The following is a 10743-nucleotide window of genomic DNA, read 5'->3' on the forward strand; positions in this document are numbered from 1 at the left end:
TGCTCATGGACCTATCCTGCGCGCGCGCCGGCGGCGCGCGGCGGAGCGCCGTGCGCGCCGCTGACGCGCCTTCTTTCATGGCGTTGGGGTGAGCAGGGGCTTGCCGTCGGGGCCCACCACGGTGGCGAGCTTCTTGTTGACCTTCTCGACGACCGCCGTCGGCAGCGGCGCATAATGGAGGTCGTTGGTGAACTTCTGGCCGTCTTGCATCGCCCACTTCACGAAGTTGGCGAGCACCTTACCCTTCGCGAGATCCTTCTGCTCCTGGTAGACGAGGAGGTAGGTGAAGCCGGCGATGGGGTACGCGTCCTCGCCTTCGGCGTCGACGATCGACATCCGGAGGTCGTCCGGCATCTTGGCGGCGGCGCCGGCGCCCGCGGCGGTCGTGCTCTCGAGCGACGGTGCGACGAACTTGCCGCTCTTGTTCTTGAGCGAGGCGAAGGTGAGCTTGTTCTGCATCGCGTACGCGAGCTCGATGTAGCCGATCGACGCGGGCGTGCTCGTGATGAGCGCGGAGACGCCGTCGTTGCCCTTGGCGCCGAGGCCGCCCGGCCAGTTGACGCTGGTCCCGGTCCCGGGGCCGCTCTTCCACTCCGGGCTCACCGCGCTCAGGTAGTCGACGAAGATCTTGGTGGTCCCGCTGCCGTCCGAGCGGTGAACCGTCGCGATCTCCTTGTCGGGGAGCTTCACCTCCGGGTTCTCCTGCTGGATGGCCTGGTCGTTCCACTTCTTGATCTTGCCGAGGAAGATCTGCGCGGTCGCCTCCGGCGTCAGCTTCAGCCCCGACGGCACGCCCTCGAGGTTGTAGGTCAGCACGACGGCGCCGAGGCAGGTCGGCAGGTGCAGGATGCCCGCCGCCTTGGCGAGCTGCTCCTCGGTCATCGGCGCGTCGGTGGCGCCGAAGTCGACGGTCCGCTCGGTGATCTGCCGGATACCGCCGCCGGAGCCGATCGACTGGTAGTTGATCTTGACCTTGGAGTTGGCCTTCTGGAACTCGGAGATCCACTTCGTATAAAGCGGATACGGGAACGTCGCACCCGCGCCCGTCAGGGTGACCTCCCCATCGGCGCCCGGCTGAGGCGCCGCGTTCGGCTTCGAGCCGGGCAGCGAGCCGGTCTCTTGGGGACCGTCGGAGCGACCGCATCCAGCGGCCAGGAGGAACATCGCCAGGGTGAGCAGAATTCGAGCCATGCACCGTCAGGCGTAGTCGAGCTTTGTGACAGCCGTGTGACGGCAGGGTGGAACAGCGAGTACCGGATTTTCCCGACTTCGCTGGGATCACACGGCGCGCGCGAGGCGGACGGTGAACTTGGTGCCGCGGCCGATGGCGCTCTCGACCTCGATCGAGCCGTTCATCAGCTCGACCAGGTGCTTCACGATGGCGAGGCCGAGCCCGGTGCCGCCGAGGTCGCGCGAGCGGCCGGCGTCGACGCGGTAGAACCGCTCGAAGATGCGGCCCAGGTGGTGAGGAGGGATACCGGGGCCGTCGTCGGCGACGGCGATCGTCACCTGCTGATCGACCGAGCGCGCCTCCACCGTGACGTGAGCGCCCTCGCCCGCGTACTTGATGGCGTTGTCGAGCAGGTTCATGAGCACCTGCTCGATCGCGCGGCGGTCGCACCGCGCGGACGGGAGCGCGGCGGCGTCGACGGTCAGCGTGACCCTGCGGCGGCGCGCCGCCTCGGCGAGCAGCTGCGTCACGTGCTCGATGGCGGGGGCGACGTCGAGATCGGCGAGCGCGAGGCGGAAATTCTTCGCCTCGATCTTCGAGAGGTCGAGCAGGTCGTCGACGAGGTGGCGGAGCCGCTTCGCGTGCCGATCGATCACGTCGACGAACTCGGCGGCCTCGTGGGGGTCCTGCAGCGCGCCGAGCTGCAGCGTCTCGGCGGCGGTGCTGATCGCGGTGACCGGCGTCCTGAGCTCGTGGGACACGTTGGCGACGAAGTCGGTCCGGATCGTCTCCAGCCGGCGGAGATCCGTGACGTCGTGGAACACCGCGATGAGCCCGGGCTCCGTGGGCGCGCCGTCGTGCTCCGCGCGCGCGTCGAGCGCGTCGTGCGCCGGGGCCTTCCGGCGCGACACCCGCACGAGCAGCCGCCGCGGCAGCGTCCGCCCGAGCTCGACCTCGACGTCGACCGGCTCGTCCCGCTGGCCGGCGAGCTGGATCGCCTCGGTGAGGTGCGCGTTGCGGATCGACTCGATGACCGATCGGCCGAGCGCGTCCTCGCCGAGGGAGGCCATCGCGCGCAGCGCCCGGTTGGCGAGGAGGATCCGCCCGTCGCGATCGAGCACGAGCACGCCCTCGCTCATGCCGTCGAGGATGCCAGCGAGCAGATCGCGCTCGGTCCTGACCTCGGCGATGGAGCGGGAGAGCTCGCTCGTCAGGTGGTTGAGCGCGCGCGCGAGCTGGCGGAGCTCGCCCGAGCCGCGCAGGGGCGCGCGCGTCGACAGGTCGCCCTCGGACATCGCCAGCGCGAAGCGGGTCAGCCGCCGGATGGGGCGCGTGATGAAGAAGGTGGTGGCGGCGCCGACCGAGACGGCGACGACGATCACGGCGCCCATGCCGAACAGCATGGCCCGCCGCGAGCGCGAGAGGGCCGCGTCGACGGCGGCGCGCGGGCTGTGCTCCGCGACCAGCGCCGCCTCCATGTCGCGCGCGGCGAGGCGCTCGATCGGCACGCCCGCGACGAGGAGGACGAGCACCGTCGCCGCCACGAGCTTCGCGCCGATGCCGAGCCGCCTCAACACGAGCATGAGGGCCCCTAGGCGGCCTCGGGCTCGGCGCGGAACCGGTAGCCGACGCCGCGCACGGTCTCGATGTAGTCGCCGGCGGCCCCGAGCTTCTCGCGGACGCGCTTCACGTGGGTGTCGACGTTGCGCGCGGTGACGTCGACGTGCGAGCCCCACACCTCGTCGAGCAACAGGTCGCGCGAGAGCACGCGCCCGCGGCGATCGTAGAGCATCATGAGCAGGCGGAACTCGAGCGCCGTCAGCGCGATCTCGTTCTCCTGCACCCACGCCCTGTGCGCGGCCCGGTCGACCCGGAGGATGCCGAAATCGAACTTCTCCGGGGCCGACGTGGGGCTCTCGGAGCGCTTGAGGATCGCCCGCGCGCGCAGGATGAGCTCTCGCACGCTGAACGGCTTGACGACGTAGTCGTCGGCCCCGAGCTCGAAGCCGACGATCCGATCGATCTCTTCCCCCTTGGCCGTGACCATGATGACGGGGACCGCGGAGGTCTGCGGGTTCTGCTTCAGGCGGCGGCAGATCTCCGTGCCCGACATGTCCGGGAGCATGAGGTCGAGCAGGACGAGATCGAACCGCTCCTCCTTGACCGCGCGGAGCGCTGTCTCTCCGCTCCCGGCGGAGACCACATCGAAGCCAGCTTGACGGAAGTTGTACGTAAGGACGCGCTGGAGGTCGCGTTCGTCCTCGACGATGAGCACGTGGCTCGGCATGGACGGTGGGTGTAGCAGCGCATTGTGACAGCTTCATGGCGATCGCGCGTGCCGCGCGTCGTCACCACGAGCACACGAGGCGGAGCGCCTGCGAGCGGGCGGTGGAGCGCGAGGCCGACGGGAGCGCGGCGACGCGCGCGCGACGGCGCACGGGGCGCGCCGGGCGGCGGACGGCCCGATCGGGGGCGGCCCTGGGCGCCGCCGGGAGACCGGCCGGGAGCGCGAGGCGCAGGCGGGCGGGAACGGCGGGAGCGCGGAGGCGCACAGCAGGGGACGCGCAGCGAGGCCGGTCGCCGACCTTGAGGACGGAATGCGTGGCGCTTGCAACGCTCGGCGTTTTCGCCTAACTGGGCCGCCCATGGCCCTCGAGCGAACCCTCTCAATCATCAAGCCCGACGCAATGGAAAAGAACAAGGCAGGCGCGATCATCGCTCGCCTGGAGCAGGAGGGCTTCACGATCAAAGCGATGAAGCGCATCCACCTCAGCCGCGCGGAGGCGGAAGGCTTCTACGCCGAGCACCGGGGGCGCGGCTTCTTCGACGAGCTCGTGACGTTCATGTCGCGCAGCCCCATCCTGGTGATGGCCCTCGAGCGCGAGGACGCGGTCGCGAAGTACCGCGAGGTCATCGGCGCGACCGACCCGGCGAAGGCGGCGGAGGGGACGATCCGCAAGCTGCACGGGGCGAGCGTGGGCGAGAACGCGGTCCACGGCTCCGACAAGACGGCGACCGCCGCGCGCGAGATCGCCTACTTCTTCGCAGGCTACGAGGTCGCTCCGAGCGCGACCAACTGATGCTCGGCGAGCGGCTCGCCGCTGCGCTCGGCGCGGCGCGGGACGGCGCTGCAGGCATCGAGAGCTTCGCCCACCTGCTCGGCTCGCGCCGCGTCGGGCCGCGCGGGGTCGCCCTCGCGCTGCCTGAGGTGTGCGAGGGGTGCGCGGCGCTGGTCGCCGCCCTCGACAGCCTCTCCGCGGCGGTCCGCGACGGCTTCGTGGCGACCGACGACCCCGCGGCGGCCGACGCCGCGTGCGCGGTGCTCGAGCACGCGGGCGTCGACGTCGCGCGCCTCACGGACGAGCTGTCGCGCGCCGCCGCGGGCGCCCCGGCGGGGCGCGGCCCCGGGCGCGGCCGCGGGGAGCGCGCCGGCGCCGAGCGCGGCATCGACGCCCGGCAGCGCCTCGCGCTCGAGGCGTCGGTGCGCAGGACGGCCCGGGCGCTGAGCGGCGCGCTGCGCCTGTCCGAGCTCGTGATCGCGACCCTCGAGCTGCGCCCCACGCCGCTCGATCTCATCGACGTGCTCCGCAACTGGAGCGCCACCGCGGTCGAGGGGCGGCCCGTGGTCGGCATCTCGGTCGCCTCCTCGGACAGCCGCGCCAACGAGGTGGAGGGCGACGTGCGCGCCGTGAGCGGGCTCATGGAGCTCGCCGTCGGCATGGTCAACGCCGCGGGCGTGGCGAGCCCCCACCTCGCCGTTTCCCGCCTGCCGGACGGGCGCTCGACGGTGCGCATCGCGGAGCGCGGCCCGCGCGAGGGGGCGCCGGCGGTCGCCCTCGACGTGGTGCTGCGCGACGGCGGCGAGCGGGCCGCCGCCGTGGCCCGCGTCGTCGCGCGCCGCGCGGGCGTCGACCTCGTCGAGGGGCCCGGCGGCCGCGTCGTCACCATGACGTTCTGACGCCGCTGCCGGTGCTGTCGCGGCCGTGCTAAAGGCGCCGCCATGGCCACCGACGAATCCCTGAAGTCCCTTGTTGAGGCGGCGTTCCGCGACCGCGAGCTCCTGCGCTCGCCCGCGCACGAGGCCGCGGTCCTCCGCACGATCGAGCAGCTCGATCAAGGCCTGCTCCGCGTCGCGGAGCCCGACAAGACCCCGCAGGCGGGCGGCGAAGGCGCGGCGCCTTCCGGCGAGGGCGCCCCGCACCGGTGGGTGACGCACGCGTGGATCAAGGAGGCGATCCTGCTCTACTTCGCGCTCCGCGGCATGAGCGTGATGGAGGTCGGCCCCTTCGAGTTCCACGACAAGATCCCGCTCAAGCGCGGGCTCGACAAGGCGGGCGTCCGCGTCGTCCCGCCGGGGACGGTGCGCTACGGCGCGTTCCTCGAGCAGGGCGCGATCGTCATGCCCGGCTACGTGAACATCGGCGCGTGGGTCGGCGCGGGGTCGATGGTCGACACGTGGGCGACCGTCGGCAGCTGCGCGCAGATCGGGCGAGGCGTGCACCTCGCCGGGGGCGTCGGCATCGGCGGGGTGCTCGAGCCGCCGGGGGCGCGGCCGGTGATCATCGAGGACGGCGTCTTCGTCGGCTCGCGCGTGATCGTGGTGGAGGGCGTCGTCGTCGAGGAGGAGGCGGTGCTCGGCGCCGGCGTGGTGCTCACCGCGTCGACGGCGATCCTCGACGTCACGGGGCCGGAGGTCGTCGAGCACCGAGGCCGGGTGCCGGCGCGCAGCGTGGTCATCCCGGGCACGCGGCCGAAGCGCTTCCCCGCGGGGGAGTTCTCGATCCCGTGCGCGCTGATCATCGGCAAGCGGAGCGAGGCGACCGACCGCAAGGTGTCGCTCAACGCGGCGCTGCGCGACTTCGCGGTGCCGGTGTGAGCGCGCGGCCCGATCGGGGCGCGGCGCCCGAGGCCGCGCTCGCGGACACGCTGCTCTGGCTGTGCTCGGTCCCGTCGCCCATCGGGGAGGAGCAGGAGCTGTGCTCCGCGGTGGCCGAGCGGCTCGGTCGGGCGCAGCTCGCCGCGCCGGTGCGCCGTCACGGCGACTCGCTGGTCGCGCAGGTGACGCAGGGCACGGGTGGCCCGAAGATCGCGCTGGCCGGGCACCTCGACGTGGTGCGCACCTCGCACGACGGGCCGCCGCGCATCGAGGGGGATCGCCTCTACGGCCCCGGCGCGAGCGACATGAAGTCGGGCCTCGCGCTGATGCTCGACCTCGCCGAGGGCGCGCGGGAGGACGTCGCGGGCGTCGATCTGACGCTCGTGTTCTACGCCCGGGAGGAGGGCCCGTACCTCGAGAACGAGCTCGCGCTGGTCATCGAGCGCGAGCCGGGCCTCCGCGCGCTCGATCTCGCGGTGTGCCTCGAGCCGAGCGACAACAAGCTGAGCCTCGGCGCGAGCGGCTCGCTGCACGCGGGGCTGACGTTCCGCGGGCGGACGGCGCACAGCGCGCGGCCGTGGCAGGGGGAGAACGCCATCTACAAGGCGGGCCCGCTCCTGGTCGAGCTCGCCGCCCTCGCGCCGCGCGAGGTCGAGATCGACGGGTTCGTCTACCGGGCCGTGACGACGGCGACGATGGCGCAGGGCGGGCGCGGGCGGAACGTCGTGCCCGACGAGTTCACGATGAACCTGAACCACCGCTTCCCGCCGGGGACCTCGATCCAGGAGGCGCAGCGGACCATCGAGGCGCTCGTGGCCGGCCGCGCCGAGATCGAGTGGCGCGACCTCAGCCCGTCGGCGCTGCCGCACGCGTCGCACCCGCTCGTCGTGGCGCTGCGCGAGGCCGGCGTCGCCGCGGTCGAGCCGAAGCAGGCGTGGACCGACGTGGCCCGCTTCGCAGAGCTCGGCGTGCCCGCGGTGAACTTCGGCCCCGGCGAGAACGCCCAGGCGCACCAGCGCAACGAGTGGGCGTCGCTGCGCAAGCTGTCGGAGGGCCGCGCGATCCTCCGCCGCTGGCTCTCCGGGCTCGGGCCGGCCTGACGGGGGCGCGGCTGCTGCGCGCGCACCGCGGCCATGCCCGCGGGCGCGCGCGCCGGTCTCGAGGGTCGTCAGGCGCGCGCTCTTCCGCGCGCGCGGGCTCTCGGTCAGGGCGCTGCGCGCACCGAGAGCCCGGCGGCCGGGATGGTGAAGAAGAACGTGCTGCCCTGGCCGGGCGAGCTCTCGACCCAGATCGTGCCGCCGTGGGCCTCCACGATGCCCTTGGTGACGAACGCCGCGAGCCCCATCCCCTGTCCGAGGGGCCGGCGAGCGGGCGCGTGCCGGGCGAAGAGCAGCGGCTGCTGGTCCGGCGCGATGCCGGGGCCGGTGTCGGAAATCGAGAAGCGCGCGTCGTTGCCCGAGGGCTCGGCGCGCACGGTGATGCGTCCGCCCTTGGGCGTGAAGCGCATCGCGTTGCCGAGCAGGTTCGCGATGACCTGGACGATGCGCTCCCGGTCGCACGCGATGGGCGGCACGTCGTGCGGCAGCTCCTTCGCGATCTCGAGCGGCTTCAGCGCGACGGTCGGGGCGACGAGCTCGATCGCCCGGTCGAGGATCGGCTCGACCTCGTGCGCGCCCTTGCCGACCTTCAGCGAGCCGCTCTCGATGCTCATGGCGTCGACAAGGTCCTGCGCGAGCTGGTTGATGTCGTCCGCCGCGCGGGTGATCGCCTCGAGCTGCCGCCGCCCCGGGCCTTCTTGGGGGATCGAGCGCATCAGCATGCGGGCGCTGACCACGATCACGCTCAGCGAGTTCCTGAGATCGTGAGAGATGGTGGACACCGTCTCGCGGAGCATGCGCTCGGCCGTCTCGGCGCGGCGCTCCAGCCGCTGGCATTGCTCCTCGAGCCGCTCGCGCTCGGCCGCGTCGCCCCGCGGGGCGTGCCGGTCCGAGTCCGACTTCGATCGCCTGGGCGCCCTGGCGCGCAGGGTCGCCGGCCCCGCGGAGCGAGGCCCGGCCGCTGCAACCGACGCCGATCCCCTCTTGGGCGAGCGCAGGGGCACCGCCGTGGCGCGCCCGCGGAGCGGGCGGCCGGGCGCTCCATCCGCGCTGTCCGTCGCGTCTTTTCCGGCTTTTTTCCTCGTCACCCCCGCCATCCTCGCTCCCTCTTGCCTCTCAAGCGATCAGTTAGCCAGAAAGACTGTGCTCGGGATAGTCAGGTGGTGCCTCAGTCAAGTCATGGCAGCGCGGGAGCGCACGTGCGCTGTTCCTCTCCCGGATCGCGCGCCTCGCGGATCGCGCGGGCGCCGCGCCGGTTTCGCGGGGTGGCTGGAGAGCAGATTCGCGACGCGTCAGGTCGTTCTTTCTGGCTGCGGCGACGGGCCCCGCGTGTCGCCTTCGACGCGCGACAGGAGGCGGCGAATCTCGAGCACGAGCGTGTCCGGCAGGCACGGCTTCGTGAGGAACGCGTCGCACCCCGCGTCCTTCGCCTCGCGCGAGTGGCCCGCGAGCGTGTGGCCGGTGAGGGCGACGATGGGGATCCGCTTCGTGCGCGGGTCGCTCTTGAGGTGGCGCGTCGCCTCCCACCCGTCGATCTCGGGGAGCGACAGGTCCATCAGGATGAGGTCCGGGATCAGCTCGAAGGCGCGATCGAGCGCCTCCCGACCGGTCGCCGCCTCGGCCACGCGGAACCCGGAGAAAGACAGGTATTCCGCGAACATCTCCCGGTTGTCCTGGAAGTCGTCCACGACCAGGACGAGCGGCGAGAACGCGTTGTCGTCACACTTCACTTCCATCCCAGTGAACCTTTCCGTTCGTCGGCGCGCCGCCCGGCGATCGCGAACGAACGCGACAGCGTGCGGCCGGTCTCTCACGCAGGCGATGTAGGGGGGCGATCCGCTCGGGTCACGCGATGTTTGTATACCTTATTGCCGGCCAGATGCCGGGCATTTCCCCTCCCGCGCAGGGGTCGCCCTGCACCTCGCCTGAAGGAATCTAAGGTTGTTCCTTACGTGCCCTAGGTAGGCCCGTAGGGCCGGCGGACGCCGATGATCTCGTGGAGCAAACGAGCGGCGCTATCCCAGTCGACTGGCTTGACGAGCACGCCGTCGAAGGCCGAGGCGTTGAGGGCGGCGCGGGCCTCGAGATCGCGGCGGCCGGTGCACGCGAAGATGGCGACGTGCTGGGTCGCCGGGTCGGCGCGCAGCGCCTCGGCGACGACGAACCCGTCGATGCCGGGCATCCTCAGGTCGCACAGGATCACATCCGGCACGTCCTGTGTGGCGAGGAACACGCCGCGCAGCCCACCCGCCGCCCGCTCGACCAGGAAGCCGTGCGCGGCGAGCGCCGCCTCCGCCATGATGAGGAAATCGGGATCATCGTCCACGATGAGGACCCGGCGGCGTCGCTCGACCACGAGGGTATCCTCGTCGCCCTCCTCGTCGTGTTGCTCGGCGGACTCTCTGCGCTCTGCCTCGGACATGCTCCCCCGCTCGCGGCTCGGCTGACGGCGCTCCCCAGGTGCTCGGGCTTCGATGTGGGGCATCCGGGCCACGACCTCCCCGCCGGCGTTCCTGGAAGGTCCCCCTGCGTCGGTGGAGGCGAAGCCTGAGCCCCGGGTACACCTTGTGCCCAGGTCGCTTATCCGCAACCATCAACTGTCCAGCGCAGATGGGGGCTCTGCGCGGTTCGCCCTCAGCGCCTGGCGACGGCTGTTTCGGGGCGGTCCCGACGACAGTTGGCTTGCTCGTCTGATGCTCGAGGTCCGCGCTGCTGCATATTCGGAGCAGGCGTCTATGTGGATGGATGACGAGTTTTTCGCGCGGGTGGGCCACGATCTACGCGGCGAGCTGGCGACCATGCTGGCGGGGGTGCACTACCTGCTGCGTTACCAGAAGGACCTCGGGCCGGCGCCGCGCGACATGCTGGAGCGCGTGCGCGGCGCCGGCGAGCGGCTGAAGCGGCTGCTCGACGAGTTCGACAACTCCATCTGGCTCCGCGCGGACGCGAGCCGACCGATGTCGATCGCCCGCTGCGACGCGGCCGAGCTCGTCCGGCGCGCCGCGGTGCAGCTCGAGGCGATGGCCGCCGCGCGCGGCGTGCAGATCTCGTTCGAGGCCGGGCCCGATGGGGCCGCGACCGTGGAGGGCGATCCGGAGCTCCTCCGGGTGGCGCTGGAATACGTGCTCGGCTTCGCCATCCTGCGATCGCGCGATCGGCCGGTGCAGGTCCGCGTCTCGATCGCCGACGGCGCGCCGGTGGTGACCGTCGTCGACGAGGCGGGCCCCGTCCCGCCGGAGCCGCTCGCCCGGCTGCTCGAGCCGTTCGGCGAGCGGGCGGCGATCCCCGCCGACCCGGTCGCGCCGCGCCGCCGCGAGCGGCTCGGCCTCGGCCTCGCGATCGCGCACGGCATCCTCGGCGCGCACGGGGGCGGGCTGACCATAGAGCCCTCGTCCGAGCGCGCGGACGGCGGCGCGCCGGCATCGGCCGCGGACCTCTCCGCGACCGGGCTGCGCTTCACCTGCTTCCTCGGCGGCGTTGGGCGGGATCCTCCTACCAGGTTGCCGGAGACGGAAGGTCGCTGCGACGCGGCGAGCGGCCGGTGACGGAGGAGACCCTTCCAAGGGCTCCAACGCGGATCGTGTCCGATAGAGACTTCG

At 72.3% G+C, this 10743-nt stretch carries 11 protein-coding genes; 5 read left to right on the top strand and 6 right to left on the bottom strand.

The features are described 5' to 3' along the window. Window positions 1-75: 75 nt before the first annotated feature. From pstS to WMF26_RS17825, 3 genes are all read right to left on the bottom strand, one after another. On the bottom strand, window positions 76-1191 hold the full coding sequence (pstS, locus tag WMF26_RS17815; RefSeq protein ID WP_438001293.1) for a phosphate ABC transporter substrate-binding protein PstS: 1116 nt from the start codon (window positions 1189-1191) through the stop codon (window positions 76-78). 87 nt (window positions 1192-1278) lie between these two features. Then, complete coding sequence (locus WMF26_RS17820) at window positions 1279-2754, bottom strand: ATP-binding protein (protein WP_438001294.1); 1476 nt, start codon at window positions 2752-2754, stop codon at window positions 1279-1281. Window positions 2755-2762: 8 nt separating this feature from the next. Then, the gene (locus tag WMF26_RS17825; protein ID WP_020735531.1) at window positions 2763-3458 is read right to left on the bottom strand and encodes a response regulator; all 696 of its coding nucleotides are present in this window, start codon (window positions 3456-3458) and stop codon (window positions 2763-2765) included. A gap of 358 nt (window positions 3459-3816) precedes the next feature. On the opposite strand from WMF26_RS17825, the gene ndk reads away from it, so the two are divergent. The 4 genes from ndk to dapE are packed head-to-tail and all read left to right on the top strand — an operon-like array spanning window position 3817 to window position 7147. Further along, on the top strand, window positions 3817-4251 hold the full coding sequence (ndk, locus tag WMF26_RS17830) for a nucleoside-diphosphate kinase (RefSeq protein ID WP_061629540.1): 435 nt from the start codon (window positions 3817-3819) through the stop codon (window positions 4249-4251). Next, on the top strand, window positions 4251-5129 hold the full coding sequence (locus WMF26_RS17835; protein ID WP_437338211.1) for a hypothetical protein: 879 nt from the start codon (window positions 4251-4253) through the stop codon (window positions 5127-5129). The genes ndk and WMF26_RS17835 overlap by 1 nt, the downstream gene beginning before the upstream one ends. 42 nt (window positions 5130-5171) lie before the next feature. After that, entirely contained in the window at window positions 5172-6047 is an 876-nt protein-coding gene (locus WMF26_RS17840) for a 2,3,4,5-tetrahydropyridine-2,6-dicarboxylate N-succinyltransferase (RefSeq protein WP_438001295.1), read from the top strand. Next, window positions 6044-7147 (top strand): succinyl-diaminopimelate desuccinylase, encoded by a 1104-nt coding sequence (gene dapE / locus WMF26_RS17845; RefSeq protein ID WP_438001296.1) that lies wholly within the window; start codon window positions 6044-6046, stop codon window positions 7145-7147. Before WMF26_RS17840 ends, dapE begins: the two co-directional genes overlap by 4 nt. A gap of 104 nt (window positions 7148-7251) precedes the next feature. Here dapE and WMF26_RS17850 read toward each other — a convergent pair whose 3' ends face one another. The 3 genes from WMF26_RS17850 to WMF26_RS17860 form a co-directional block, all read right to left on the bottom strand. Beyond that, window positions 7252-8241 (bottom strand): sensor histidine kinase, encoded by a 990-nt coding sequence (locus tag WMF26_RS17850; RefSeq protein ID WP_438001297.1) that lies wholly within the window; start codon window positions 8239-8241, stop codon window positions 7252-7254. 195 nt (window positions 8242-8436) lie between these two features. Then, complete coding sequence (locus WMF26_RS17855) at window positions 8437-8880, bottom strand: response regulator (protein WP_061622134.1); 444 nt, start codon at window positions 8878-8880, stop codon at window positions 8437-8439. A 221-nt stretch (window positions 8881-9101) separates the two neighbouring features. Then, window positions 9102-9566: a response regulator gene (locus WMF26_RS17860; protein WP_438001298.1), complete on the bottom strand. Its 465-nt coding sequence runs from the start codon at window positions 9564-9566 to the stop codon at window positions 9102-9104. Window positions 9567-9885: 319 nt separating this feature from the next. On the opposite strand from WMF26_RS17860, the gene WMF26_RS17865 reads away from it, so the two are divergent. Continuing rightward, a complete protein-coding gene (locus WMF26_RS17865; RefSeq protein ID WP_438001299.1) occupies window positions 9886-10689 on the top strand; it encodes a sensor histidine kinase in 804 nt (267 codons plus the stop codon). The last annotated feature ends 54 nt before the right edge of the window (window positions 10690-10743 follow it).

This window comes from Sorangium sp. So ce185 (assembly GCF_051526825.1).
GTDB classification, from domain to species: Bacteria; Myxococcota_A; Polyangia; order Polyangiales; family Polyangiaceae; genus Sorangium; species Sorangium cellulosum_D.

Bases quoted from the DNA above. Each gene is read 5' to 3' on its own strand.
- WMF26_RS17850 (WP_438001297.1), bottom strand. From the start codon at position 8,241: ATGGCGGGGGTGACGAGGAAAAAAGCCGGAAAAGACGCGACGGACAGC.
- WMF26_RS17825 (WP_020735531.1), bottom strand. From the start codon at position 3,458: ATGCCGAGCCACGTGCTCATCGTCGAGGACGAACGCGACCTCCAGCGC.
- WMF26_RS17840 (WP_438001295.1), top strand. From the start codon at position 5,172: ATGGCCACCGACGAATCCCTGAAGTCCCTTGTTGAGGCGGCGTTCCGC.
- ndk (WP_061629540.1), top strand. From the start codon at position 3,817: ATGGCCCTCGAGCGAACCCTCTCAATCATCAAGCCCGACGCAATGGAA.
- WMF26_RS17855 (WP_061622134.1), bottom strand. From the start codon at position 8,880: ATGGAAGTGAAGTGTGACGACAACGCGTTCTCGCCGCTCGTCCTGGTC.
- WMF26_RS17820 (WP_438001294.1), bottom strand. From the start codon at position 2,754: ATGCTCGTGTTGAGGCGGCTCGGCATCGGCGCGAAGCTCGTGGCGGCG.
- WMF26_RS17865 (WP_438001299.1), top strand. From the start codon at position 9,886: ATGGATGACGAGTTTTTCGCGCGGGTGGGCCACGATCTACGCGGCGAG.
- pstS (WP_438001293.1), bottom strand. From the start codon at position 1,191: ATGGCTCGAATTCTGCTCACCCTGGCGATGTTCCTCCTGGCCGCTGGA.
- WMF26_RS17835 (WP_437338211.1), top strand. From the start codon at position 4,251: ATGCTCGGCGAGCGGCTCGCCGCTGCGCTCGGCGCGGCGCGGGACGGC.
- WMF26_RS17860 (WP_438001298.1), bottom strand. From the start codon at position 9,566: ATGTCCGAGGCAGAGCGCAGAGAGTCCGCCGAGCAACACGACGAGGAG.